Source organism: Luteimonas mephitis DSM 12574, assembly GCF_000422305.1.
GTDB classification, from domain to species: Bacteria; Pseudomonadota; Gammaproteobacteria; order Xanthomonadales; family Xanthomonadaceae; genus Luteimonas; species Luteimonas mephitis.
In genome coordinates, this window is record NZ_AULN01000017.1 from 123,457 (window position 1) to 148,958 (window position 25,502).

Here is a 25,502-nt window from a genome sequence, read left to right on the forward strand (position 1 = left end):
CGGTCAGGTCTCCAGCACGACGAGGCTGGCATCGGCATCGACGAACTCGCCTTGCGTCGCCCGCACCTGCGCGACCACGCCGTCGCGCGGTGCCTTCAGGGAAAGCTCCATTTTCATCGCTTCCATCACCAGCAGTTCCTGACCTTGTACAACGCTGTCGCCACCGGCAACCCGGACCAGCACGATGCGCCCGGGCATCGGCGCGACGACCTGGTCGCCGCTGCCGTCGGCGCCGGTGTGCTCCGCCTGGTAGGCCGGTACGCGCTCGTAGCGCCAACGCCGCTCCCCGTCGTGCAGCAAGATCCGGCTTGCGTCGGCTTCGATGCGATAACGCCGGCCCCGTTCGTCAAAACGCGCAGTGAGGCTCGATTCGGCCAGAGGCGAATCGGTGAGCACGGGGCCGTCGAGGCGGGCGCCGGAAACTGAAGTGGTGATGCCGTCGCGTTCGATGCGGTACTCGCCGTTGGCGCCATGCGCGGTGACCTCGTGCCGGACGTCGCCCAGGCGCAGTACGAGCCGGCGGTGGCCCGCGCGGCCCAGGCGCCAGCCGTCGGCGATCGCCCAGGGCGAAGACGGGTCGCCGCTTCGCCTTGCACCGGCCCGCGTCGCCGCTTCGTCCCGCAGCAGCGCGACGGTGGCGGCAGCGGCGACCGGCCCGGCATCGCCTGCATCGATGGCGGTGAAATCGTCGAGGTGGCGGTCGAGGTAGCCGGTGTCGATGCTGGCATCGACGATCGCCGGGTGCCTCACGAGCCGTTCGAGGAAGGCGATGTTGGACTTCGGCCCTTCGATCCCGCATTGCGCCAGCGCCTCGCGCAGGCGGGCGAGGGCGCGCGGCCGGTCTTCGTCCCACACGATCAGCTTGGCGATCATCGGATCGTAGAAGATCGTCACCGTGTCGCCTTCGACCACGCCGGAGTCGATGCGCACGTGCGGCGATGGCGCGGGCAGGCGCAGGCGTTCGAGCCTGCCGGAACCGGGCAGGAAACCGGCGGCGGGATCCTCCGCGTACAGCCGCACCTCGATCGCGTGGCCGTGCTGGACGATGTCGCCTTGCGCCAGCGGCAGCGGTTCGCCGCCGGCGATGCGCAACTGCCATTCGACCAGGTCCAGGCCGGTCACCAGTTCGGTCACCGGATGCTCGACCTGCAACCGGGTGTTGATCTCCATGAAGAAGAACTCGCCCGACGGCGCGACGATGAATTCCACCGTGCCGGCGTTGGCGTAGTCGATCGCGTGCGCGGCCTGTACCGCGGCCGCGCCCATCGCCGCGCGCAGTTCCGGCGTGACGAAGGGCGAGGGCGACTCCTCCAGGACCTTCTGGTAGCGACGCTGCGCCGAACATTCGCGTTCGCCCAGGTGGATAGCGTTGCCGTGCGCGTCGCCGAAGACCTGGATCTCGATGTGGCGCGGGGATTCGATGTAGCGCTCCAGCAGTACGCGGTCGCGCCCGAAGGCGCTCTTCGCCTCGCGCTGGCAGCTTTCCAGATTGGGCAGGAACTCGTCGGCCCCGCGCACGATGCGCATGCCCTTGCCGCCGCCGCCGTGCGCGGCCTTGATCATCAGCGGGAAGCCGATGCGGGCGGCCTCGCGCGCCAGCAGGTCGGGCGACTGGTCCTCGCCGGTATAGCCCGGCACCACCGGCACGCCGGCCGCCTGCATCAGGTCCTTGGCGCCGGCCTTGCTGCCCATGCGCCGCATCGAATCGCCGGACGGGCCGATGAACGCAAGCCCCGCGGCCTTGACCGCGTCGGCGAAGTCGGCGTTCTCGCTGAGGAAGCCGTAGCCCGGGTGGACCGCCTGCGCGCCGGACCGGCGCGCGACTTCGAGGATCGCGTCACCGCGCAGGTAGCTGTCCTGCGGCCTTGGCCCGCCGATCGGCCAGGCCTCGTCGGCCAGGCGCACGTGCTGCGCGTCGGCATCGGCCTCCGAGTACACCGCCACCGTGGCGATGCCGAGGCGCCGCGCGGTACGGATCACGCGGCAGGCGATTTCGCCGCGGTTGGCGATGAGGATCTTGTCGAACATGCGGTGTCGCTCTTGTTCTTGAGCCGCCCCCTTCAAGGGGAGGGTTGGGTGGGGATGGGTTTCGTACGGTCTCGCAGCGCAGCCAGGATCATTTCCCGTACTCCTTCCCGGTTCTCTAAGACATCGTGGTCCCAGAAGCGCAATACGGCAAAGCCTGCCTGTTCCAGCTGCCGCGTCTGCCAGCCATCGTACTTCGTCGACTCGGCATGCTGTCCTCCGTCCAGTTCGACTACGAGCTTTCGTTCGACGCAGGCGAAATCGAGCATGCAATCGCCGAAGGGGTGTTGTCTGCGGAACTTGGCGCCGTCGAGCTGCCTGCCTCGCAAATGTCGCCAAAGTTCGCGTTCGGAGTCGGTCGAATTGCGGCGCAGTGTACGTTGGCGTTGTTCGGTGTGGATTCGCTCGCTGGTTTGGCCTTCCATGGCACTCGATCCCTTGTTGTAGTGATGCCTGTTCGTTGGGGAAACCCATCCCCACCCAACCCTCCCCTTGAAGGGGAGGGCTTTGATCGGTTGTCCTTCAGGATTTCTCCGTCCACGCCGGCGCGCCTTTGTCGAGGAATGCGCGGAGGCCTTCCTGTCCTTCCGGTGAAACGCGCAGTCGTGCGATCAGGTCGGCGTTGGCCGCATCGACGGCATCGCGATCGCGCCGCCAGGCCACGTCGCGCACCAGCGATTTCGCCTGTGCCGAGGCCACCGGCCCGGCCCTGAGCAGCAGCGCGACCTGGCGGTCGACCGCGGCGTCCAGTGCATCCGCTGCGACGACCTCGTGCAGCAATCCGATCCTCTGCGCCTGCGCCGCATCGAAGACTTCCGCGGTGGCGAACCAGCGTCGCGCCTGGCGCACGCCGATCGCGGCGATCACGTAGGGCGAGATCACCGCCGGCAGCAGCCCGAGCCGGCTTTCGGTCAGGCCGAACTTCGCGCCCTCGGCGCCGATGGCGATGTCGCAGCAGGCCACCAGGCCGACGCCGCCACCGAAAGCGGCGCCGTGGACGCGGGCGATGGTGGGCTTGGGCAGCTCGTCCAGGACCCGCATCAGGCGGGCGAGGGCGAGGGCGTCTTCGCGGTTCTCCTGTTCGCCGGCCGCGGCCATGCCGCGCATCCAGTTGAGGTCGGCGCCGGCGGAGAACGAGGCGCCGGCGCCCTCAAGGACGACCACGCGCACGCTGTCGTCGCGCGCCAGTTGTTCCAGGGCATCGGTCAGGCCTGCGATCAGGGCGGCATCAAAGGCATTGTGCAGCTCGGGACGGTGCAGGCGGATGCGCGCCAGCGGGCCTTGGCGATGGGTCAGCAGGGCGTCGGTCACTCACGCGTGCTCCGGGGACGTGGACGGCCATCATAAGTGGCGCCGGGGCCGCGCATGGCAGCGCAGGATCTAAATGCGATTCATTCTCGTTGCCTGTAGAATGCGCTGATTCTCCTCCCGGGTAACGCCCATGCGCGTGTTCCGCCTGTTTTCGCTGCTGATCCTGCTCGCCACGGCCGGCAGCGCCTTCGCCACCCCGCAGGTGCAGACCCTGTGGCGATTGCTGGATTACATCGCCGTCGACTATCCGGGCGCTGTCAGCGACGGCGCGGTGATCAGCGACGTCGAGTACGGCGAGATGACCGAATTCTCGGCGACCGTTCGCGAGGGGCTCGCGGGCCTGCCCGAGCATCCATCCAGGCAGGCGCTCGAAGCGCAGGCCGGCAGCCTGCAGGACGCGATCGCGAACAAGGCGGCGCCGGCCGAAGTCGAGCGGCAGGCGCGGGCGCTGGCCGAGGCCCTGTTGAGCGCGTATCCGGTGCCGCGTGCGCCCGGCAGCGTGCCCGACCTGGCACGTGCCGCGGCGCTGTACCAGGCCAACTGCGCGAGTTGCCATGGCGCGACTGGCGCCGGCGACGGCCCCGCCGGTGCCGGCCTGGATCCGCCGCCGATCGACTTCACCGATGCGACGCGCGCGCGCCAGCGCAGCGTGTTCGCGCTGCAGCAGGTGATCGACCAGGGGCTGGAAGGCACCTCGATGGTCAGCTATGCGCATCTGCCGGAAGACCAGCGCTGGGCATTGGCGTTCTACGTCGGCCAGCTCGCATTCCCGGCCGAAGCCGCGGCGCGGGGCGAGGCGCTTTTGCGCGAACACCCCGAAGCGCGGGCGGTGGTGCCGGACCTCGCGGCGCTGGTGCATGCACTGCCTGCGGGCCTGGCCGGACTACCGCAGGACGCGGCGGACGACGTCACCGCCTACCTGCGCCGCGAGCCGAAGGCCGCCCTGGCCCTGGTCGAGGCAGAGCAGAAGGACGGGGCGCTGGTGCTGGCGCGCACGCGCCTGAGGGAAGGCGTCGAAGCCTACGCGGCCGGCGACGTCGCCGACGCCCGCGCCAAGGTGCTGTCGGCCTATCTCGATGGCGTGGAACCGATCGAACCGCTGCTTGGCACCCGCAACGCGGACCTGCTGCGTGAGCTGGAAACCGCGATGGCAAGCGTTCGCGCGAGTATCAGCCAAGGCGCGGGCGCGACCGAGGTGCGGGCCAGCGCCGACGCGGCCGAGGCCCTGCTGGACCGCGCCGAGGCCACGCTTGAGGACAACGACAGCGCAGGCGCCACCACGGCCTTCGTCGGCGCGCTCACCATCCTGCTGCGCGAGGGCCTCGAGGCCCTGCTGATCGTCATCGCCATGGTGGCGTTCCTGCGCAAGGCAGGGCGCGTGGAGGCCATGCGTTACGTGCACGCCGGATGGGTCGGTGCGCTGGTCGCCGGCGGCGCCACCTGGTTGGCCGCCACCTACCTGGTGGACATCAGCGGTGCCAGTCGCGAGCTCACCGAAGGCTTTGCCGCGCTGTTCGCGGCGGTGGTGCTGGTCTCGATCGGGATCTGGATGCACGGCAAGAGCAATGCCGACGCCTGGCAGCGCTACATCCGGGAAAAGCTGTCGCATGCGCTCTCGCGCGGTTCGGCCTGGTTCCTGTTCCTGCTGGCCTTCGTCGTGGTGTATCGCGAAGCGTTCGAGACGGTGCTGTTCTATGCCGCGCTGTGGAGCCAAGGGCACCATGGCGCCATCATGGCCGGCGCGACGGCCGCGGTGGTCGCGCTCGCGGTGATCGCCTGGCTGATGCTGCGCTACAGCCGCAAGCTGCCGTTCGGGAAGTTCTTCGCGGCGAGCGCGGCGCTGGTCGCGGTGCTTGCGGTGGTGCTGGCGGGCAAGGGCGTCGCGGCGCTGCAGGAGGCCGGCTGGCTGCCGATGTCGATGTTCGACGGGCCGCGGCTGGACCTCCTCGGGATCCATCCGACCGTCCAGGGCGTCACCGCCCAGGTCGTGGTGCTGCTGGCGCTGCTGCTCGGGTTCGCCTGGAACGTCCGCAGCGCGCGAGCGGCCGCCGCCACGCGCTGAGGAGCCAGCCGGCGGCAATGGTGGCTCGCGCGGTCGTGTCCGCGCAGTGCGGTCAGCACGAATGAAGAAGGCGCCCTCGGGCGCCTTCGTTCTGCCTGCGGCCGGGCTGTTCCGGCGCGAGCCTCCTTTCCTTGCTCAGTGCTTCATGCCGCGCTTCGGGGGGCGTCGCATGTCGTTGGTCGGCATCACTTCCACCGCCAGGCTGAAGGTGCGCTCCTCGCCCGGGTGCATCGCGCCGACGCCGACCACCTGGTGGGCGATCTCGTTGCCTTCGTCATCGCGGATGGTCAGCACCACCGAGTACTCCCAGGCACCACCCTCGGAAGGATGGCGGATCTTGCCTTCGACGTTGAGCGGGGTGATGGTCGTCGAGGCCCGCGCGTTCGGGGAATCGAAGCGCAGGTAATGCCGGCACGACGGACAGATGCTCGAGCTTTCGAGGATCGTCGTCTTGCAGTGCGGGCAGGTGCGCGTGGCACCTGCCGTGCCCGGACGGGCGTTGCTCACGAGGCGAGGTCGCGTTCCGGCTTGCCGTCGGCCTTGCCGCCGTTCGACTTCGGTGCATCCTTGTCACCCCAGCCGCATTCGACGTGGCCGCGGATGCGCGAGCCGGCGGCGACGGTGAGCGAACCGGCCTTGATGTCGCCGGTGAGCGCGCCCGAATCGAGCAGCTCGACCCGCGAGGCGGATTCGATGTTGCCTTCCAGTTCGCCGGCCACGATGACCTTCTTGGCACGCACGCCGCCGCTGAGCTTGGCGCCCTTCTCGATGGTCAGGTCGCCCTGGACGTTGACGTCGCCCTTGAACTTGCCGGCGATGCGGACGTGGCCGGCGCCTTCGATCTTGCCTTCGATGGTCAGGTCGGCGGCGATCAGGGATTCCTTCGCCTCGGGCTGCGCGACGGCGCGCGGCGGCGCGGACTGGGTCGGATTGAAGTCGGCCACGGCGGGCGTCTCGCGGATCGGGGTCGGGGCCGCCTGCGGGCTGGGTGCGGCGTCGCTGGCGAACGACGGCACGTCTTTCTTGGCGGGGCTTTGCTGGTTGAAGATGGCCATGGAGCAACTTCCTCGGACAGGGCTGGAACGGCTTGGGGGAACCCCGAGACTAGCATGCAGCCGCCTTCACATGGCTGTGACGCGGCTCACCAAATCCATCTTCCGACAAGGGCTTGCAGCGCCAATGGGAGGTCTTGCGCGAACAACGCGACCGCCAGGCGTCGCCCCGCGGATTACATCCGGAAGACCCCGAACCTGGCCGGCTCGACCGGCGCGTTGAGCGACGCCGAGATCCCCAGCCCCAGCACCCGGCGGGTGTCGGCGGGGTCGATGATGCCGTCATCCCACAGCCGCGCGCTGGCGTACCAGGGGCTGCCCTGCGACTCGTACTGCTCCAGGATCGGCGCCTTGAAGGCGGCCTCGTCCTCCGCCGGCCAACTGCCGCCGCGCGCCTCGATGCCGTCGCGCCGCACCGTGGCCAGCACCCCGGCCGCCTGCTCGCCGCCCATCACGCTGATCCGCGCGTTGGGCCACATCCACAGGAAGCGGGCGCCGTAGGCGCGGCCGCACATCGCGTAGTTGCCGGCGCCGAAGCTGCCGCCGATCACCACGGTGAACTTCGGCACGCTCGAACAGGCCACCGCGGTGACCATCTTCGCCCCGTCCTTGGCGATGCCCGCGTTCTCGTACTTGCGCCCGACCATGAAGCCGGTGATGTTCTGCAGGAACACCAGCGGGATGCCGCGCTGGTTGCACAGCTCGATGAAGTGCGCGCCCTTGAGCGCGCTCTCGGAAAACAGGATGCCGTTGTTGGCGACGATGCCGACCGGGTAGCCGTGCAGGTGGGCGAAGCCGGTGACCAGGGTCTTGCCGTAGCGCGCCTTGAACTCGTCGAACTCGCTGCCGTCGACGATGCGCGCGATCACCTCGCGGATGTCGAACGGCCGGCGCGTGTCCTTCGGCACGATGCCGTAGAGCTCGCTTGCCGGGTACAGCGGCTCGCACGAGTCGCGCGTGGCCAGCGGCACCACCTTGCGGCGGTTGAGGTTACCGACGAGGCTGCGCGCGATCTGCAGCGCATGACGATCGTCCTCGGCGAAGTGGTCGGCCACGCCGGATACGGAGGTGTGCACGTCGGCGCCGCCGAGCGCCTCGGCGTCGACGACCTCGCCGGTCGCGGCCTTCACCAGCGGCGGGCCGCCGAGGAAGATCGTGCCCTGTCCCTTGACGATGATGCTTTCGTCGCTCATCGCCGGCACGTAGGCGCCGCCGGCGGTGCAGCTGCCCATCACCACGGCCAGTTGGGGGATGTTCTGCGCGCTCATCCGCGCCTGGTTGTAGAAGATCCGGCCGAAGTGCTCCTTGTCCGGGAACACCTCGTCCTGCAGCGGCAGGAAGGCGCCACCGGAGTCGACCAGGTACACGCACGGCAGGTGGTTCTCTCGCGCGATCTCCTGCGCGCGCAGGTGCTTCTTCACCGTCATCGGGAAGTAGGTGCCGCCCTTGACCGTGGCGTCGTTGGCGACCACCACGACCTCATGGCCCATCACCCGGCCGATGCCGCAGACCATGCCGGCGGCGGGCGCGGCGCCGTCGTACATGTCCTCGGCGGCGAGCGGCGCGATTTCGAGGAACGGCGAGCCGGGGTCGAGCAGGGCGGTGATGCGGTCGCGCACCGGCAGCTTGCCGCGCGCGACGTGCTTCTCATGGGCCTTGGCGCCACCACCTGCGGCCGCGCGCGCCAGGCGCCGGTCGAGTTCGCGCGACAATTCGTCGTGGTAGGCGACGTTCTCGGTGAACGACTGCGCGCGTATATCCAGGGCGGAGCGGAGGACGGGCATGGCGGACCGGTGCAGGACGGGGAAGGCAAAGGATAACCGCAGCCTCCACGCGCCGGCGTCCCGGGGGCCCCGGAAACACGAAGACCCGCCGAAGCGGGTCCCGTGTGGACTACCTTGAAGCGTGGATCAGTTCTTGGCTTCGTCGGCAGCGGCCTTGGCCTTGTCGGCGACATCCTGCGCGGCGCTCTTGGTGGCGTCGGCGGCATCGGAGACAGCCTGGCTGGTGGCGTCGGCAGCATCGCTGGCGGCAGCCTGCGTTGCATCGGCGGCATTGCTGGCGGCAGCCTGCGTCGCGTCGGCGGCTTCCGAAGCGGCCTCGCCGGTGGCGGCGGCAGCGGCGTCGGCGCCTTCGGCGATCGCGTCACCGGCGTCGGACGCGGCGGCAGCGGCGGAGTCGCCGGCCTGTTCCATCGCTGCCTGTGCTTCGGCGGCCTGTTCCTGCGCGGTAGGGGTTTCGTTCTTGCAGGCGGACAGCGCCAGCACGCTGGCGGCCAGCAGGACAACAATACGGGTGTTCATGGGTGTGATGCTCCTAAAAGGTGTCTGTTTCCAGAATCGGAAGCGCGCCTTTGCGACGACGCTCCCCCCCCTGACGAAAAAAGTCGCTGGCGAACCAGCGACTTTTCCCTTGTTGCAACGTAGCGTGGAACCCGATTACTGCTTGGCTTCTTCCGCGGCGTCCTTGGCCTGTTCCGCGGCATCGGCAGCGGCGTCGGCGGAGTCGGCAGCAGCGTCGGCAGCGGCATCGGTCGTCGAAGCAGCAGCGTCGGCAGCGGAATCGCTGGCGGCAGCGGCGGCATCGGCGGCGGTGTCGGCGGCGTCCTGCGCAACGTCGGCGGTCGCGTCACCGGCAGCGGTGGCTTCGTCGGCGGCGGTCTGCGCGGCGGCAGCAGCGTCGGCTGCGTCGGCGGCCGAGTCTTCGGCCTGCTTCTGGTTGCTGCAGGCGGCCAGGGCAAAACCCAGGGCCAGTGCGAGCAGCGCCTTGTTGATCGTCATGTCAATCTTCCTCGTCGTTTATATGGTTGGCAACGCGCGGCAGCGCGCCCACTAACATGATGACAAGCCCGTTTCGGCTGTCAAGCGTTTGCTTGCTTTTTTTTGTAAATAAGCCATTAAAACCTTCACGCCATCTCGACGGCAATTGCAGTTGCCTCGCCGCCGCCGATGCACAGCGAGGCGACGCCACGCTTGCCGCCACGGGCCTTGAGCGCGTTCAACAGCGTCACCACCAGGCGGGCTCCGCTGGCACCGATCGGGTGGCCAAGCGCACACGCGCCGCCGTGGACATTCAGCTTGTCGTGGGGAATGCCGAGGTCCTTCATCGGCGCCATGGCGACGCATGCGAACGCCTCGTTGACTTCGAACAGGTCGACGTCGCCGACCGCCCAGCCCGCCTTGTCGAGCACGTTTGAAATCGCTTTCACCGGCGCGGTGGTGAACCACTCCGGGGCCTGCGAGTGGGTGGCGTGGGCCACGATCCGCGCCAGCGGCTTGAGCCCGCGGCGGGCGGCTTCGTCCGCGGACATCAGCACGGTCGCGGCGGCGCCGTCGGAGATCGACGACGATGAGGCAGCCGTGAGCACGCCGTCCTTGCCGAACGACGGGCGCAGGGTCGGGATCTTGGCAGTGTCGATCCGGCCGGGCTGCTCGTCGGTGTCGACGACCACGTCGCCCTTGCGGGTCTTGACCGTCACCGGGACGATCTCGTCCTTGAAGCCCCCGTCGGCGATCGCCTGCTTGGCGCGATTGGCGCTTTCGGCCGAATAGGCGTCGACGTCCTCGCGGCCGAAGCCGTACTTGGCGCAGGCCGCGTCGCCGAACACGCCCATGGCCTTGCCATCGTAGGGGTTGGTCAGGCCGTCCCAGGCCATGTGGTCGAGCATCTCGGTGCTGCCGTACTTGATGCCGGTGCGCGAACCGTTGAGCAGGTGCGGCGCATTGGTCATCGACTCCATGCCGCCGGCGACCACGACGCTGGCCGAGCCGGCCTTGATCAGGTCATGGCCGAACATGATCGCCTTCATGCCCGAACCGCAGACCTTGTTGATGGTGGTGCAACCGGCGCCGTCCGGAATGCCGGCGGCGCGCGAGGCCTGTCGCGCCGGCGCCTGGCCGAGGCCGGCAGGCAGCACGCAGCCCATGATCACCTCGTCGACCTGGTCGGCGGCGAGGGCGGCATGAGCGAGCGCGCCCTCGATGGCGACGGCGCCGAGGGTCGGGGTGGGGACGCCGGTGAACTGGCCGAGGAAGGAACCGATGGCGGTGCGCTTGGCACCGACGATGACGATGTCGGACATGGGACTCTCCGGATGGCGGGCCGGCAGTGGGGGCCGGGGACCGCCCGATTATGGCGCTTTACGGCGCTCGATGCTGCAGCGCCGCAAACGGGCAGCCCGGAGACCCGGGGGGGCAGCGATGGCCGCGATTTCCGCTGATTCTGGCGTTCGTTCCTTCAGCAGCGGCGGAAGCCGCGAACTGTGCGGCATCGAGGAGGCATCGCGGCTTGCGCCGCTCCTGCCGGTGCAAGGACGGCGCGTTTCCTCAGCTGTTGCCTTCGAACAGCTCGCGCCCGATCAGCATGCGGCGGATTTCGTTGGTGCCGGCGCCGATCGCGTAGAGCTTCGCGTCGCGGAGGATCCGCCCGGTCGGGTATTCGTTGATGTAGCCGTTGCCGCCCAGCGCCTGGATGCCTTCCAGCGCGACCTGCACGGCCGCTTCGGAAGCGTGCAGCAGGCAGCTTGCCGCGTCGATGCGCGACTTGTGCCCTGCGTCGTAGTCGCGCGCGACCTGGTAGGCGAACGCGCGCGACGACTGCAGCGCGGTGTACATGTCGGCGATCTTGCCCTGCATCAGGCCGAACGTGCCGATCGCGCGGTCGAACTGCCTGCGCTCGCGCACGTAGGGCAGGGTTGCGTCGAGCGCGGCCTGCATCAGGCCCAGCGGGCCGCCACTGAGCACCAGGCGCTCGGTGTTGAGGCCGGACATCAGCACGCGCACGCCCTGGTGCACTTCGCCCAGCACGTTCCCGACGGGGATCGCGCAGTCCTCGAACACCAGTTCGCAGGTGTTGGAGCCGCGCATGCCGAGCTTGTCGAGCTTCTGCGCGGTGGAAAACCCCGGCATGCCCTTTTCGACTATGAAGGCGGTCATGCAGCGGCTGCCCGCGTCCTTGCCGGCGGTGCGCATGTAGACGACCAGCACGTCGGCCTCGGGGCCGTTGGTGATCCACATCTTGTTGCCGTTGGCGATCCACGCGTCGCCACGCAGTTCCGCGCGGCAGCTCATCGAGCCGACCACGTCGGAACCGGCGCCCGGCTCGCTCATCGCCAGCGCGCCCTTCCACTCCCCGCTGCACAGCTTCGGCAGGTACTTCGCGCGCTGGGCGGCGTTGCCGTTGGCGTACAGGTTGTTGACGCACAGGTTGGAATGCGCGCCGTAGCTCAGCCCCACCGAGCCCGACGCGCGCGAGATTTCCTCCATCGCCACCAGGTGGGCGAGGTAGCCCATTTCGCTGCCGCCGAATTCGCCCGGTACCGTCATTCCCAGCAGGCCCAGTTCGCCAAGCGCCGGCCACAGGTCCTGCGGGAAGGCGTTGTCGTGGTCGATGGCTTCGGCGCGCGGCGCGATCTGCGCCTCCGCGAAGCGGCGCACGGCGTCGCGCAGCGCGTCGATGTCTTCACCCAGCGGGAAAGGGCGCATGCATGCTCCTGTCTTGTTCCTGGCTTTTCTCGATCCTGCAAAAGACAACGGGGCACGCAGCCCCGTCATCCATTACCGCACTGCCGCGCAGTTTACGCGCCGCCGCGGATGCGGCCCTGGAAGCGCGGGGTAGTCCGGCCCAGCGGCAGCTTGAGCTTGCCCATCACCGCGATCCGCTCCTCGGCCATGCGGTCGGCGGCCTTGTAGGTCGGGATGCCGTCGCGATCGGAGATCTCGTAGATGCGCGCGAGGTTGTGGTAGATCGTGCGCATCATCCGCATCGCGCGCTCGCGGTTGTAGCCGGTGATCTCCAGCGCCACGTTCATCACGCCGCCGGCGTTGACCGCGTAGTCGGGCGCGTAGAGGATGCCGCGCTTCTCCAGCTCGTCGCCGATCGCATTGGTGGTCAGCTGGTTGTTGGCCGGGCCGCAGATGATCTTGAACTTGAACCGCGGCAGGGTCTGCTCGTTGAGCGTGCCGCCCAGCGCGCACGGCGAGTACACGTCGGCGTTGACGTCGTAGATCTCGTCGGTGCCGACGGCTTCGGCGCCGTATTCGCTGACGGCCTTGTCGACCAGGGTCTTGTTGATGTCGGTGACGAAGATCTTGGCGCCGCGTTCCTTGAGCAGCTTCACGTACTCCATGCCGACGTGGCCCAGGCCCTGCACGGCGTAGCTGTACTTGCCCAGTTCCTCGTCGCCGAACTTCTTGTTGAGCGTGGCCATCAGGCCCTGCAGGGCGCCGTAGGCGGTGAACGGCGACGGGTCGCCCGAGCCGCCGTGGACCTGGTGCACGCCGGTGACGTACTCGGTCTCGCGGTAGACCAGCTCCATGTCGTTGACGTCGATGCCGACGTCCTCGGCGGTGATGTAGCGGCCGCCCAGCGACTGCACGAACTGGCCGAACGCGCGGAACAGCGCCTCGGACTTGTCGGTCGAGGGGTCGCCGATGATCACGGCCTTGCCGCCGCCGATGTCCAGTCCGGCGACCGCGTTCTTGTAGGTCATGCCGCGCGACAGGCGGAGCACGTCGTTGAGCGCTTCGGCCTCGGACTTGTACGGCCACATGCGGGTGCCGCCCAGCGCCGGGCCGAGCACGGTGTTGTGGATCGCGATGATGGCCTTCAGGCCCGCGTCCTTGTTGTGGCAGAAGACGACCTGCTCATGGCCGAAAGTGTCCAGTTGTTCGAAGATCATCGACAAACTCCGTTGCATGGCGCCGATCCGCTCGCGCGGGACGCCGGCAATGTGTGGGTAGATTGGGTGGGCGCGGGCGGGCAGCGGCCGGATTGGCCGGAGCCGTCTTGGCGGCGCCGCATTTTACGCGTCCGGCGCGACAAAAGCCCGTCCGAGCCGGTATGGCGCCAGGAAACGCTGTTTGCCGTGAATCTGAATGCGGCTGCAAAAGTTCTGCAGGAGCGGGTTCAGCCGCGAGGATTTCGCTCCCTTCCCTGCCAGGGCGGGGGGGCGGGGAGGGGTGCCTTCAGCAGCACCGCGAACCGTGGGCACCCCTTCCCAATCTCCCTCTGCGTTCCAGGGGGAGAGGCCAAAGCCGAAGCTCGCGAACATGGGCCGCGCCTGCAAGGGCCTGCACGACGTCGCGGTACCGGCGGCAGGCTACAGCTGCGACTCGATCGGCAGCCAGCCGATCACCCGTGCCGTCGCGCGCTGCAGGAAGTTCGTCTGCGGTTCCTTGTGCAGCACCAGCGGCGGTTCGAGGCTCCGGTCGAGCCAGCACAGCGCGCCGTCCTTGTCGCGGCAGACCTGGTAGCTCAGCGCCGGGCCGGACAGGTGCCGGTACTCCTCGCGCAGCGCCGCGGCGATGTCGCGGTCCTTGAACAGCACGCCCATCTCGGTGTTGAGGTAGGCCGAGCGCGGATCGAGGTTGAACGACCCGATGAAGCCGTGCTCGCCGTCGATCACGAAGGCCTTGGTATGCAGGCTGGCGCCGCTGCTGCCGAACATGCCGTGGGTCTCGCTGCTGCCCTGCGCGCGCAGCTCGTAAAGCGCAACGCCGCCGTCAAGCAGTTGCCCGCGATAGGCCGAGTACCCGGCGTGCACCGCGGGCACGTCGTTGGCGGCCAGCGAGTTGGTGATGACGCCCACCTTCACGTGCCTGCGCCGGACGAGGTCCACCAGCTGCGCGGTGAAGCCGTCGCCGGGAACGAAGTACGGCGAGATCAGCAGTGCCTCGCGCCTGGCGTCGAAGACCTGCGCGGCCAGCTTGTTGACCAGCCAGCCGCTGCGGTCGTCCTGCTTCCATTTCAGCGGCGGATCGGAGGCCACCTCGATGTGGTCGCTCCAGTGCGGCGCGAGCTCGCCGCGGAAATAGCCGTTCACCGTCGACGAGGCGTTCATGCGCTGCAGGTAGGCCTTGGCCGAATCGCTTTTCGCCTCGGCCTGCACCCGCGCCACGGCCGCGTCGAGCTGCCGCCGCGAGCGATTGTTCAGCGCCGAGATCGGCACCGCCGCCTCGCTGTTCCAGAATCCGTCGAAGATCTTGCTGGCCTGCGCCACCTTCGGCCCGAACAGCACCACGTCCAGGTCACGGAAGTTGGTCGCGGTGGACGCGTCGAAATACTCCTGGCCGATGTTGCGCCCGCCGAGCACCGCGGCCCGGCCGTCGGCGATCCAGGCCTTGTTGTGCATCCGGTGGTTGACGCTGAAGAAGCGCTGCACCAGCTCCAGCACGCGCATCGCGCCGTCGCGGTTGCGGAACGGGTTGTAGACGCGGATCTCGATGTTGGGATGGGCGTCGAATGACAGCAGGCCGGTGTCGTCGCCCTTGGTGTTCATGTCGTCGAGCAGGATGCGCACGCGCACGCCGCGCTCGGCGGCCTGCCAGGCTTCGCGGGCGAGCAGGCGGCCGGTGGGATCGTTGTGCCAGATGTAGTACTGCAGGTCGAGGCTGCGCCCGGCCTTGCGCGCCGACAGCGCACGCGCGGCGAAGGCGTCGAGCCCGTCGGGCAGCAGGATGATCCCGGTCTTGCCGCCGTGCTTCGCCACGAGCGGCACGATCTCGCGGTCCAGCGCGGTCTGCGCCGGTTGCAGCGGCAGCGTCTCGCTGTGCGCGCCAACCGCGCGCGGGGTCAGGTAGTCGGCCAGCAGCCAGCCGCTGAGCAGCATCAGCACCAGCGCGAACAGCCCCCAGGCGAAGATGCGTTGGATTCGTGACATCGAGCCGGATCCTTGGTGTGTTCCCGCGCATTGTAGGAGCGCCCCGCGGGCGCGATGGCTTTACCGGGCAGGCCCATCGCGCCCATGGGGCGCTCCTACGACTGTTCCGGAGTATCGGGGGGCCATTGCCACCGGGCAAGCCGCTTTGCCGCGCCGGTCGCGGTTCCCGCGACCTGGGGCGTGCATGCTCGCTGCATCGCTTTGGTGTCCGCGCCGGCGCGGTGCCGGCGTTCCCGCTGTCGGAGGAAATCAAATGGCCACGACGAAGACCAAGCCGGCACGGCCCGGCGCGAAGCAGCCGGAGTCGCTGCAGGGCAGGCGCCTGCTTGATGCCCGCCCCGACACCGCGGATTTCCGCGACCGCATGTTCGAACCCACCCTGGTCGACGTGCCCACCCACGTGCCGCTGTCGCGCTTCACCGCGCTCAAGGTGCCGGTGCTCGACCAGGGCGACGAGGGCGCCTGCACCGCATTCGGCCTGGCCTCGGTCGCCCACACCCTGCTGCGCACGCGCGGCTCGGGCGCCGACACCACCCGCGTCAGCACGCGCATGTTCTACGACATGGCGCGCCGCTACGACGAATGGCGCGGCGAGAGTTATTCCGGCTCCAGCTGCCGCGGCGCGATGAAGGGCTGGCACAAGCACGGCGTGTGTTCCGAAGCCGTCTGGCCGTACCGGCCGGGCAACGCGCTGGAGCCGTACACCGACGAGCGGGCGAAGGACGCCCTGCGCAACCCGCTCGGCGCGTACTTCCGCGTCAACCACAAGGATCTCGTCGCGATGCACGCGGCGTTCGCCGAAGTTGGCGTGCTGTATGCGTCGAGCGCGGTGCACGAAGGCTGGATCGCGCCGCCGTCGAGCGGAAGGATCGCGTGGGAACAGCAGCCGGCGATCGGCTACCACGCCTTCGCCATCGTCGCCTACGACGGCGAGGGATTCTGGTTCCAGAACTCCTGGGGCGCGAAGTGGGGCCGCCGCGGCATCGGCTGGATCAGCTACGACGAGTGGCTCGAGCGCGGCAGCGACGTCTGGGTCGCGCGGCTTGCGGTACCGGTGCAGCTGCTGCGCGCGCAGTCCGCCGCGGTGAGCAATTCGTCGATCGGCCGGCAGTCGGTCGGCTACTCGCAGGCCGACCTGCGCCCGCACGTGATCAGCCTGGGCAACGACGGCCGCCTGCGCGACAGCGGTCGCTTCGGCACCACCGCCGACGACGTGCGCAACATCATCCGCAAGGACATGCGCGAGGCCACGAAGGGCTGGAAGAAGAAGCGCATCCTGCTCTACGCCCACGGCGGCCTGGTGCCGGAGGACAGCGCGATCCAGCGCGTCGCCGACTACCGCGAAACCATGCTCGCGCAGGAAATCTATCCGCTGTGCTTCATCTGGAAGACCGACTTCTGGACCACCCTGGGCAACATCCTCAAGGACGCGGCGCGCCCGCGCAGCGAGGGCCTGATCGAGAAAGCCAAGGACCTGCTGCTCGACCGCCTCGACGACACCCTCGAACCGCTCGCCCGCGCCATCGGCGGCAAGGCGCTGTGGGACGAGATGAAGGAGAACGCGCTGCTCGCCACCACCGCGGTCGCGCGCGACTTCGACGGCAGGCTGGTCGAGTGCGGCGGCGCGGCGCAGGTCGCGCGGCTGCTCAACGAGTGGGTGGGGCAGGATCCTTCGGTGGAACTGCACGTGGCCGGCCACAGCGCCGGTTCGATCCTGATGGCGCCGCTGGTGCAGCTGCTCACCTCCAGCGGACAGATCGTCGGCGGCCCCGCCAACGGCATGCTCGGCATGGGCGCGCAGCTGGCCAGCGTCAACCTGTGGGCGCCGGCGATCAGCATGGAGATGTTCCTGATGAGCTACGTGCCGGCGATCGAAGCGGGCAAGGTCGACCGCAGCTGCCTGTTCACCCTCACCGACAAGGCCGAGCAGGACGACAGCTGCGCCGGCATCTACCACAAGTCGCTGCTGTACATGGTCGCGCACGCGTTCGAGAAGCAGGCGCGCAGCTGGATCGACCGGCGCCTGTCGCAGGGCACGCCCATCGCCGGCATGGCCCGCTTCATCGCCGCAAAGACCGCGGCCGACCAGGCCTTTGGCTACGAGCGCGTGCACAAGCTGCTCAGGGCCGGACGCCTGGACTGGGTGCAGTCGCCCGCCGCCGGCGAGCCGGCCGGTTCGCCCAACGGCGCCGACGCCACCACCCACGGCGGCTTCGACGACGACCGCGCCACCCTGGACGCCACCGTCGCCCGCATCCTCGGCAAGGGCAGCAGCATCCCGGTGCGATTCGAGATCCACCGCTCCGAAGCCGGCCTGCGCGACCGCCGCAACGCCCTGCGCCGCGCGCTGGAAGCCTGAAGCCGGGGACCTTTGCACGAGCGGCTTCAGCCGCGAGCTTTGCCTTGGCCCCTCCCCCTGCGATGGCAAGGGAGCTGGGAGGGGGTGCCCACGGCTCACGGTGCTGCTGAAGACACGCCTCCCCAACCCTCCCCTGCCTTCGCAGGGGAGGGGGCAAAAGCTCGCGGCTGAAGCCGCTCCTACACGGACGACACGCCACCAGCGCCGCCAGGAGGTGCGCACGGCCCCACGGTACAATCGCGCCATCCGTTTCTCTCGTTGGAGCGCGCCATGAGCACGCCAGCCGCCACCGCCGTCGAAGGCACCCATCTGTCCGCCCGGCCCGACGCCACGCCGCTGCGCTTCGTCACCGCCGCCAGCCTGTTCGACGGCCACGACGCCGCGATCAACATCATGCGGCGCCTGATCCAGTCCCAGGGCGCCGAGGTCATCCACCTCGGCCACAACCGCTCGGTCGAGGACGTGGTCCGTGCCGCCCTGCAGGAAGACGCCGACGCCATCGCCCTGTCCAGCTACCAGGGCGGCCACGTCGAGTACATGAAGTACATGGTCGACATGCTCCGCGAGCGCGGCGCCGCCCACATCCGCGTGGTCGGCGGCGGCGGCGGCACCATCACCCCCGAGGAGATCCGCGAGCTCGAGGCCTACGGCGTCGAGCGCATCTACCACCCCAACGACGGCATGAAGCTGGGCCTGGTGGAGATGATCGAGGACGTGATCGCGCGCGTGGGCAAGGCCCGCGACGCCCGCGCCGGCGAGGCCCGCGAGCCTGCCACCACCCGCCCGGCGCTGGAGGACGAGATCGCCATCGGCCGCGTGCTCTCGGCGATCGAGGACGGGGCGTACTCCGAGTCCGAGCTGGCGCTGCTGCGCAAGCAGTGGGCCGCGGGCGCGGCCGGCCATGACGGCCCGACGCCGGTGATCGGCATCACCGGCACCGGCGGCGCCGGCAAGAGCTCGGTGACCGACGAACTGCTCAACCGCTTCCTCGCCAGCTTCCCGCAGATGCGCATGGCGGTGATCTCGGTCGACCCCACGCGCCGCCGCACCGGCGGCGCGCTGCTGGGCGACCGCATCCGCATGAACTCGCTGCGGTCCCACCGCGTCTACATGCGCTCGATGGCCACCCGCCGCCAGAACGTGGCGACCAACGCCGTGCTCAAGGACTGCATCGCCTTCCTCAAGGGCCTGGGCTACGACCTGGTGATCGTGGAGACCGCCGGCATCGGCCAGTCGGACTCGGAGATCGTCGACCTGGTCGACTTCCCGATGTACGTCATGACCAGCGACTACGGCGCGGCCAGCCAGCTCGAGAAGATCGACATGATCGACTTCGCCGAGCTGATCGTGCTCAACAAGTACGACCGTCGCGGCGCCGAGGACGCGCTGCGCGACGTGCGCAAGCAGTGGAAGCGCAACCGCGTCGCCTTCAAGACCGCCGACGAAGACGTCCCCGTCTACCCGACGATCGCCAGCCAGTTCAACGATCCTGGCATCAGCTGGATGTTCGTCAACCTGTGCCGCCTGCTGCGCGAGAAGCTGCACCTCGGTCCGGACGCCCCCGACAACGCCCCCGTAGGAGCGGCTTCAGCCGCGAGCTCTTCGGCAGGCACCCACCAGGATCAAAAGCTCGCGGCTGAAGCCGCTCCTACACGAGCTGGGGGCATCAACTGGATGCCCATGCTCGACACCACCCTCAAGGAGCCCCGCGCCACCGTCCTCATCCCCGGCGCCCGCGTCCGCTACCTCGCCGAAATCGCCGAACAGGGCAGGGCGATCAACGCCTCCATCGAAAGGCAGGCCGAAGCCGCCGACCGCGCCCAGGCCTGCTGGCAGGCCCTGCAGGAACTCGAAGACCCCAGGCTGCCAAGACAGCTTGACCTCTACCACGCAAATCTCCTTCTCCCTCCGGGAGAAGGTGCCCGAAGGGCGGATGAGGGAAAGAACGACCAAGTCGCGACGAACGATCCGCACGACGGAACGAACGTTCCCTCATCCGTCGCTTCGCGCCATTCCCGATCAGAAGCACTTCGAGGGCAGGCTCTTCTCCCGGAGGGAGAAGGAAAAGCCCCCGACCGCTCGCTGCTCACCCTCCGCCAGCGCTACAACGACGCGCTCCAGTCCCTCGCCTCCGAGTCGCTGAAGCTTCTCCGCGACTGGCCCCAGCGCCTCAAGTCGATCACCGACGACACCACCGCCTACGAAGTCCGCGGCAAGCAGATCAAGGTCGAGAACTACCGCGAATCGCTCAGCCACCAGAAAGTCCCCAAGATCGCCGCGCCCACGTACAAGTCGTGGGGCGAACTGCTCACCTTCCTCGGCAAGGAAAACCTGCCCGGCAGCTATCCCTACACCGGCGGCGTCTACCCCTACCGCCGCACCGGCGAAGACCCGATCCGCATGTTCGCCGGCGAGGGCACGCCCGAGCGCACCAACCGCCGCTTCCATTACCTGTCCGTCGGCCAGCCCGCCGCGCGCCTGTCCACCGCATTCGACTCCGTCACCCTGTACGGCGAGGACCCTGCGCCGCGCCCGGACATCTACGGCAAGATCGGCAACTCCGGCGTCAACATCCCCACGCTGGACGACATGAAGAAGCTGTACTCCGGCTTCGACCTCTGCGCCCCCACCACCAGCGTGTCGATGACCATCAACGGCCCCGCGCCGATGATCCTGGCGATGTTCATGAACACCGCCGTCGACCAGCAGGTGGAGAAATACCTGAAGGAAGACGACGCCCGCTGGGCCGCCGCGCAGAAGAAGATCGACGCCTTCTTCGAAGGCCGCCAGCGCCCGCAGTACCACGGTGACCTCCCGCCCACCAACGACGGCCTCGGCCTGGGCCTGCTCGGCATCACCGGCAACCAGCTGGTCGACGCCGACACCTACGCCCGCATCAAGGCGCAGACCCTCAAGACCGTGCGCGGCACCGTGCAGGCCGACATCCTCAAGGAAGACCAGGCCCAGAACACCTGCATCTTCAGCACCGAGTTCGCGCTGCGGATGATGGGCGACATCCAGCAGTACTTCGTCGACCACGGCGTGCGCAACTTCTATTCGGTGTCGATCTCCGGGTACCACATCGCCGAGGCCGGGGCGAACCCGATCAGCCAGCTCGCCTTCACCCTCAGCAACGGCTTCACCATCGTCGAGTACTACCTCGCGCGCGGGATGAAGATCGACGACTTCGCGCCCAACCTGTCGTTCTTCTTCTCCAACGGCATGGACCCCGAGTACACCGTCATCGGCCGCGTCGCCCGCCGCATCTGGGCCCGCGCCATGCGCGAGCGCTACGGCGCCAACGAACGCAGCCAGATGATGAAGTACCACATCCAGACCAGCGGCCGCTCCCTGCATGCGCAGGAGATCCAGTTCAACGACATCCGCACCACGCTGCAGGCCCTGTACGCCCTGTTCGACAACTGCAACAGCCTGCACACCAACGCCTACGACGAAGCCATCACCACGCCCACCGAAGAAAGCGTGCGCCGCGCCGTGGCCATCCAGATGATCATCAACAAGGAGCTGGGGCTGAACTTCAACGAGAACCCCTGGCAGGGCAGCTTCGCCGTCGAGTACCTCACCGACATCGTCGAGGAAGCCGTCTACAAGGAGTTCGAAGCCATCAGCGAGCGCGGCGGCGTGCTCGGGGCGATGGACACCATGTACCAGCGCGGGAAGATCCAGGAAGAGTCGCTCTATTACGAGCACAAGAAGCACGACGGGTCGCTGCCGCTGGTGGGGGTCAATACCTTCCTGCCGAAGGAGCACGCCGGGGAGATCGCGACCGAGATCGAGCTGATCCGGAGCACGGAAGGGGAGAAGGGGCAGCAGATCGAGAACGTGCGGGGGTGGCAGGCCTCACGGAATCCGTTGGCGCCGCGGGGGGAAACCGATCATCACCATGTCATCGAGGACGATGCCGCCGCGGCGACCGAGCCGCATGATGGGCATGGGTTGGCTTACCTGCAGAACGCGGCGCGGGAGCGGAAGAATGTGTTTGCGGCGTTGATGGAGGCGGTTAAGACGCATTCGCTGGGGCAGATCAGCCATGCGTTGTATGACGTGGGTGGGGAGTATCGGAGAAACATGTGATGCGCCGAGCAGATCGGGAATGCGTCGGAAATCCGATTGCGCTGATGTTGTCCCGATTCCTTCAAAGCCAAGAGCAAAATACGATTCTGATTCGCGGCCCGTGGGGAGTCGGCAAGACGTATGCAGTAACAGCGTTTGTCGACAGCTTCAACTTTGACCAATCCCCAAGTTTGGTAGCTCGTTCATACGTTTCTTTGTTCGGCAAGCAGACCATTTCTGCAGTTCAGCGCGAAATATTCTCGGCAGCGCAACAAGTTGGGCCTGACGATGGCATTCGAACAAGGCTTGGCTTGGCCGCACACAAGTTGATCCAGCTAGAGAAGTACGTAGCGCAATCGAAGCTTCAAAGAACGTGGAGATGGCTGGGTTCAAAGCTTGGTCAGGTTCAGGCTCCGTGGGTCGGTGAACTAGGTGCAATGATGAGCCAAGGAAATTATGGGCTTGTCGATGGATTTCTAGTCACCATTGACGATCTGGAGAGAAGATCAGCATCAGTATCTTTGAGGGATACTCTGGGGCTTGCCGACGAACTGGCTTCCCATCGAAATTGTAAGGTCATCGTCATCTGCAATGAAGACGCGTTAGACGAGCACGACCAGAGGGTTCTTGCCGAGTACAAAGAGAAGGTCTTTGATCTTGAGATTCTTTTTGCGCGAAGTCCGAAAGACATCGCAAGTATCGGCTTGCCAAATAAATGCTCGCATAGAGATGTTTCCGAAAGCATTCTTGAAAAACTTGGTATCTCAAACATCAGAGTTGCAAAGCGATACGCATTCCTGGTTGATCAAGTTTGGCCGGACCTGGAACGTGCCGATCCCAGAATATCGCAAGAAGTTCTTGGGCACATTGCGATCCTGACTTGGGCCCGCTATGACTCGACAGCAAAGATTCCTCAGGAGAGATTGGGTTATCTCGCATCTGAGTCGTCGTGGATGGCATCAGCTATGCGAGATCGGGAGGAAGAAAAGGCGGAATGGGAGATCAACTGGGAGGCGGCGGCGGAGGCGTTAGAGTTTTCGCCTGAGGCATACGATGCAGCGTTAGTTGAGTACCTGCGCACCGGAATCTGGATTCCAGGTGCTATTTCGCTAGAGCTCAAGAGTAAGGGCGAGAATCTTCAGAAGCTGGAGGCTGCCGAGTCCATGAGGGCTGCTTGGCGCCTCTACTCCGACAGTTTCAATCCGGATCACGCAGATTTCGTTGCGGCGCTTATCGGTGCAGTCGACAGGCACCTAATACAAATCTCGCCTAGAGATGTGGATAGCGCATTTCATGCGCTGGAGGATCTCGGTGTTGATTTCAGTGACCTTGCGCAAAGGTACGTTGCGGCTGCCCGAGAACAGATTGAGGCAGCGGCGCGAGAGGATTGGCCCTTTGAAGATTTTAAGTCAAACGCACTTCGCCCCTTGATTCAGGCGGCGAGGAATGTCGACAAGGTGCTTCCTACCATCGATGCTGCGCTGGAACGTATTTCGATTGATCGTTCTTGGTCAGAAGAGGACATTCTGGCCCTGGATGCATGCACTGAGGATGACCTGTTTGAGTGGATGAAGTCCGCGCCAGAGAATCTGCCTACCAAGATTCGTAGAGGTTTGTTGTTTCTTGGTTCGCAGAAATCGGATGCTCGCTATCCGAATATTGGAGAGAAAGCGAAGAAGGCATTGGAGAGAATGGCGGGAACGAGCGAGTTGAATCGAATTCGTATTGAGAACATGTTCAATATCAAGCTTGAAAGGGAGTGAGCAGAGGATATCTGGCCGCGAAGAACGGGGGTAAGAACGGTAAGAACGGGGTCAGGTTCACTTATCAGATGAAATGACTCTGCGCGGCCGATGCGCGGGCCGGGTGCCGGCGAAGCGTTGGGTCTTGGCTTCAACCATGGCGCGGAAGTCGTCGCGGCCCCAGGCGCGTTGCTGCTGCAGGTAGTGACGGACCTCGGCGAGCAGGTCGTCCGGGAGGGCCTCGTCCAGTAGGCAGCGGTACGCGGCGGTGCGCTCGGCCTCCGTGGTGCCGAGGGCGCGCCACGCCGGATGGGGTGAAAGGCCCGAGTGCGGACGCCGCCCGAGGTTGGCGGCGCAGCTGGACCAGCGATACGCGGCAGGATCATCCGTCATGCGTGCCCGGACCGGATTGAGCTCGATGTAGCGGTAGCAGGCAAGAACGTAGCGTTCGCTATCCACGAGGCACGCCTTGTAGCGCCCCTCCCACAGAGTGCCGCTGCGCCCGTGCCTGGCATTGAACAGGCCGACGTACCGGCGCCCGAGTCGCTGCATCATCCGACCGATGTCGCCGGTGGCCGCTGGCGTCGCCAGCAGGTGCACGTGGTTGTCCATCAGGACATAGGCATGGAGGCGCACGCCGCTGGCCGGGAGCAGTTCGCGCAACAGTTGCAGGTAGCGCAGCCGGTCGCCGTCATTGAGGAAGCAGGGCAGGCGGTTGTTGCCGCGCTGCACGATGTGCTGCGGGATCCCGGCCAAAGAACGGGGCCAGGTGTACTTACTTCGCCTCGTTCGGCCTCTGGCGTGGGCGATGCGCAGGGCGGGCAGAAGCGAAGCGTCGGGTCTTTGCTTCGACCATGGCCTTGAAGGCATCACGGCCCAGTGCGCGTTGTTGTTGGAGATAAAGGCGAATCTCTGCCAATTGCTCCGGCGGCAGGGCTTCTTCGAGGATCCGGCGCCAAGCTTCCTGGCGTTCGGCCTGGTTGCCGCCGAGGCCTTGCCAGGCCGGATGTTCGCAGAGGCTGGAAGCGGGGCGTTGGCCCAAGTAGGCCGGGCAGCTGGACCAGCGATAGGTTGCCGGATCGTCGGTCAAGCGGGCGCGGACGGGGTTGAGCTCGATGTAGCGATGGCAGCGCAACACGTAGTCCTCGCTGTCGACAAGGCAAGCCTTGTATCGGCCCTCCCACAGGCTTCCGGTGCGGCCATGCCGCGCATTGAACAGGCCTACATAGTTCGTTCCGAGCAATCAAAGGGGACGGAGGTAATTAAGCGGCAGTTCCCTACGCGGACTTGAGTGGTTGCCCGAGGGTCAAGACGTTGGCAAGCGGGCAGGGTGTGGTACACCCGATCCGGAACTTGTCGATGCCCCGCCGAAATCAAAGGGGACGGAGGTAATTAAGCGGCAGTTCCCTACGCGGACTTGAGTGGTTGCCCGAGGGTCAAGGCGTTGGCAAGCGGGCAGGGTGGGTACACCCGATCCGGAACTTGTCGATGCCCCGCCAACCCCGCCTTGAGCTTCCCGGCGTGCCGATGCACGTCACCCAGCGCGGTGTGAATCGCTGCGCGATCTTCCTGGACGACACCGACCGCCATCACTACCGTCGCCTGCTGCGCGCAGCCTGTCATGCCTATGACGTCCGGGTGCACGCCTTCGTGCTCATGGACAATCATGTGCATCTTCTGGTGTCGTCGTGTGTGGCGGGCGCGGTTTCGAACATGATGCGAGGCGCGGGCCAGGCGTATGTGCAAGCGTTCAACGCCCGGCATGGGCGATGTGGCACCTTGTGGCAGGGCCGATTCAAGTCGTGCCTGGTCGATAGCGAGCGGTATCTGCTCACCGTGCTGCGCTATATCGAGTTGAACCCGGTGCGCGCGGCGATGGTGGCGTTGCCGGAGGACTACCGCTGGTCGAGCGTGCACACGCATCTGGGCATGGCGAACGATCCGCTTCTGACGCCGCATCCGGTCTACATGGGGCTGGGTGACGATCCGGACTCCCGTGCAGCCGTTTATCGATCCTGGCTGCGGAGCGCAATGGATGACGAGGCGCTGGCGAGCGTGAGGCGACATCTCGCGCAGGAGCGGGTTCTGGGCGACCTGCGGTTCCAGGCGATGGTGGAGAAGGCGCTCAATCGCCCGGTCATCTGCCGTCCGCGAGGACGTCCTGCGATCGCGAAGAACCAGATGGATTAATTACCCCGTCCCCGCTTGCGGTCCCCGT

The 25,502-nt window shown here is 67.0% G+C and carries 19 protein-coding genes; 5 read left to right on the forward strand and 14 right to left on the reverse strand.

Annotated features, from left to right (window positions below):
- Window positions 1-3: 3 nt before the first annotated feature.
- The 3 genes from H570_RS0107470 to H570_RS0107480 all read right to left on the reverse strand — a co-directional run bounded on the left by H570_RS0107470 (window position 4) and on the right by H570_RS0107480 (window position 3,336).
- Window positions 4-2,028 carry an acetyl/propionyl/methylcrotonyl-CoA carboxylase subunit alpha gene (locus H570_RS0107470; protein ID WP_027080189.1) on the reverse strand — a complete coding sequence of 675 codons (2,025 nt, stop codon included), beginning with the start codon at window positions 2,026-2,028 and terminating at the stop codon, window positions 4-6.
- A gap of 32 nt (window positions 2,029-2,060) precedes the next feature.
- Window positions 2,061-2,450 (reverse strand): endonuclease domain-containing protein, encoded by a 390-nt coding sequence (locus H570_RS0107475; protein WP_036135525.1) that lies wholly within the window; start codon window positions 2,448-2,450, stop codon window positions 2,061-2,063.
- 97 nt (window positions 2,451-2,547) lie between these two features.
- The gene (locus tag H570_RS0107480) at window positions 2,548-3,336 is read right to left on the reverse strand and encodes an enoyl-CoA hydratase-related protein (RefSeq protein WP_027080191.1); all 789 of its coding nucleotides are present in this window, start codon (window positions 3,334-3,336) and stop codon (window positions 2,548-2,550) included.
- Between the two features lie 130 nt (window positions 3,337-3,466).
- On the opposite strand from H570_RS0107480, the gene H570_RS0107485 reads away from it, so the two are divergent.
- Entirely contained in the window at window positions 3,467-5,398 is a 1,932-nt protein-coding gene (locus H570_RS0107485) for a cytochrome c/FTR1 family iron permease (protein ID WP_027080192.1), read from the forward strand.
- Window positions 5,399-5,533: 135 nt separating this feature from the next.
- Here H570_RS0107485 and H570_RS0107490 read toward each other — a convergent pair whose 3' ends face one another.
- From H570_RS0107490 to H570_RS0107530, 9 genes are all read right to left on the reverse strand, one after another.
- A complete protein-coding gene (locus tag H570_RS0107490) occupies window positions 5,534-5,905 on the reverse strand; it encodes a hypothetical protein (RefSeq protein WP_027080193.1) in 372 nt (123 codons plus the stop codon).
- Window positions 5,902-6,453, reverse strand: coding sequence for a bactofilin family protein (locus H570_RS0107495; RefSeq protein ID WP_027080194.1), 552 nt, complete (start codon window positions 6,451-6,453; stop codon window positions 5,902-5,904). Before H570_RS0107495 ends, H570_RS0107490 begins: the two co-directional genes overlap by 4 nt.
- A 173-nt stretch (window positions 6,454-6,626) precedes the next feature.
- Window positions 6,627-8,234 carry a carboxyl transferase domain-containing protein gene (locus H570_RS0107500; RefSeq protein ID WP_027080195.1) on the reverse strand — a complete coding sequence of 536 codons (1,608 nt, stop codon included), beginning with the start codon at window positions 8,232-8,234 and terminating at the stop codon, window positions 6,627-6,629.
- A 126-nt stretch (window positions 8,235-8,360) separates the two neighbouring features.
- Window positions 8,361-8,753, reverse strand: a complete 393-nt coding sequence (locus H570_RS0107505) for a hypothetical protein (RefSeq protein WP_027080196.1) — start codon at window positions 8,751-8,753, stop codon at window positions 8,361-8,363.
- A gap of 135 nt (window positions 8,754-8,888) precedes the next feature.
- The gene (locus tag H570_RS0107510) at window positions 8,889-9,230 is read right to left on the reverse strand and encodes a hypothetical protein (protein WP_027080197.1); all 342 of its coding nucleotides are present in this window, start codon (window positions 9,228-9,230) and stop codon (window positions 8,889-8,891) included.
- 125 nt (window positions 9,231-9,355) lie between these two features.
- A complete protein-coding gene (locus tag H570_RS0107515) occupies window positions 9,356-10,531 on the reverse strand; it encodes a thiolase family protein (protein ID WP_027080198.1) in 1,176 nt (391 codons plus the stop codon).
- Between the two features lie 244 nt (window positions 10,532-10,775).
- A complete protein-coding gene (locus tag H570_RS0107520; protein ID WP_027080199.1) occupies window positions 10,776-11,933 on the reverse strand; it encodes an isovaleryl-CoA dehydrogenase in 1,158 nt (385 codons plus the stop codon).
- Window positions 11,934-12,025: 92 nt separating this feature from the next.
- Window positions 12,026-13,129 (reverse strand): Glu/Leu/Phe/Val dehydrogenase dimerization domain-containing protein, encoded by a 1,104-nt coding sequence (locus tag H570_RS0107525; RefSeq protein ID WP_027080200.1) that lies wholly within the window; start codon window positions 13,127-13,129, stop codon window positions 12,026-12,028.
- A gap of 420 nt (window positions 13,130-13,549) precedes the next feature.
- Window positions 13,550-15,109, reverse strand: a complete 1,560-nt coding sequence (locus H570_RS0107530; protein WP_027080201.1) for a phospholipase D family protein — start codon at window positions 15,107-15,109, stop codon at window positions 13,550-13,552.
- 253 nt (window positions 15,110-15,362) lie between these two features.
- Here H570_RS0107530 and H570_RS16805 point away from each other — a divergent pair, with 253 nt between their 5' ends.
- The 3 genes from H570_RS16805 to H570_RS18880 all read left to right on the forward strand — a co-directional run bounded on the left by H570_RS16805 (window position 15,363) and on the right by H570_RS18880 (window position 23,305).
- Window positions 15,363-17,468 (forward strand): C1 family peptidase, encoded by a 2,106-nt coding sequence (locus tag H570_RS16805; RefSeq protein WP_084499930.1) that lies wholly within the window; start codon window positions 15,363-15,365, stop codon window positions 17,466-17,468.
- Between the two features lie 270 nt (window positions 17,469-17,738).
- A complete protein-coding gene (locus H570_RS0107540; RefSeq protein WP_027080202.1) occupies window positions 17,739-21,563 on the forward strand; it encodes a methylmalonyl-CoA mutase family protein in 3,825 nt (1,274 codons plus the stop codon).
- Between the two features lie 44 nt (window positions 21,564-21,607).
- Window positions 21,608-23,305, forward strand: a complete 1,698-nt coding sequence (locus H570_RS18880; RefSeq protein ID WP_169447746.1) for a P-loop NTPase fold protein — start codon at window positions 21,608-21,610, stop codon at window positions 23,303-23,305.
- Window positions 23,306-23,362: 57 nt separating this feature from the next.
- Here H570_RS18880 and H570_RS0107550 read toward each other — a convergent pair whose 3' ends face one another.
- On the reverse strand, window positions 23,363-24,019 hold the full coding sequence (locus H570_RS0107550) for a transposase (RefSeq protein WP_027080204.1): 657 nt from the start codon (window positions 24,017-24,019) through the stop codon (window positions 23,363-23,365).
- A 40-nt stretch (window positions 24,020-24,059) separates the two neighbouring features.
- The gene (locus H570_RS18540; RefSeq protein WP_245559561.1) at window positions 24,060-24,527 is read right to left on the reverse strand and encodes a transposase; all 468 of its coding nucleotides are present in this window, start codon (window positions 24,525-24,527) and stop codon (window positions 24,060-24,062) included.
- Between the two features lie 245 nt (window positions 24,528-24,772).
- Here H570_RS18540 and H570_RS0107560 point away from each other — a divergent pair, with 245 nt between their 5' ends.
- A complete protein-coding gene (locus H570_RS0107560) occupies window positions 24,773-25,474 on the forward strand; it encodes a transposase (RefSeq protein WP_027080206.1) in 702 nt (233 codons plus the stop codon).
- The last annotated feature ends 28 nt before the right edge of the window (window positions 25,475-25,502 follow it).

Coding starts and splice junctions, on each gene's coding strand:
- H570_RS0107495 (WP_027080194.1), bottom strand. CDS start 6,453: ATGGCCATCTTCAACCAGCAAAGCCCCGCCAAGAAAGACGTGCCGTCG.
- H570_RS0107510 (WP_027080197.1), bottom strand. CDS start 9,230: ATGACGATCAACAAGGCGCTGCTCGCACTGGCCCTGGGTTTTGCCCTG.
- H570_RS0107540 (WP_027080202.1), top strand. CDS start 17,739: ATGAGCACGCCAGCCGCCACCGCCGTCGAAGGCACCCATCTGTCCGCC.
- H570_RS0107505 (WP_027080196.1), bottom strand. CDS start 8,753: ATGAACACCCGTATTGTTGTCCTGCTGGCCGCCAGCGTGCTGGCGCTG.
- H570_RS0107470 (WP_027080189.1), bottom strand. CDS start 2,028: ATGTTCGACAAGATCCTCATCGCCAACCGCGGCGAAATCGCCTGCCGC.
- H570_RS18880 (WP_169447746.1), top strand. CDS start 21,608: ATGTTGTCCCGATTCCTTCAAAGCCAAGAGCAAAATACGATTCTGATT.
- H570_RS0107475 (WP_036135525.1), bottom strand. CDS start 2,450: ATGGAAGGCCAAACCAGCGAGCGAATCCACACCGAACAACGCCAACGT.
- H570_RS0107520 (WP_027080199.1), bottom strand. CDS start 11,933: ATGCGCCCTTTCCCGCTGGGTGAAGACATCGACGCGCTGCGCGACGCC.
- H570_RS16805 (WP_084499930.1), top strand. CDS start 15,363: ATGGCCACGACGAAGACCAAGCCGGCACGGCCCGGCGCGAAGCAGCCG.
- H570_RS0107530 (WP_027080201.1), bottom strand. CDS start 15,109: ATGTCACGAATCCAACGCATCTTCGCCTGGGGGCTGTTCGCGCTGGTG.
- H570_RS0107485 (WP_027080192.1), top strand. CDS start 3,467: ATGCGCGTGTTCCGCCTGTTTTCGCTGCTGATCCTGCTCGCCACGGCC.
- H570_RS0107500 (WP_027080195.1), bottom strand. CDS start 8,234: ATGCCCGTCCTCCGCTCCGCCCTGGATATACGCGCGCAGTCGTTCACC.
- H570_RS0107560 (WP_027080206.1), top strand. CDS start 24,773: ATGCCCCGCCAACCCCGCCTTGAGCTTCCCGGCGTGCCGATGCACGTC.
- H570_RS0107525 (WP_027080200.1), bottom strand. CDS start 13,129: ATGATCTTCGAACAACTGGACACTTTCGGCCATGAGCAGGTCGTCTTC.
- H570_RS0107515 (WP_027080198.1), bottom strand. CDS start 10,531: ATGTCCGACATCGTCATCGTCGGTGCCAAGCGCACCGCCATCGGTTCC.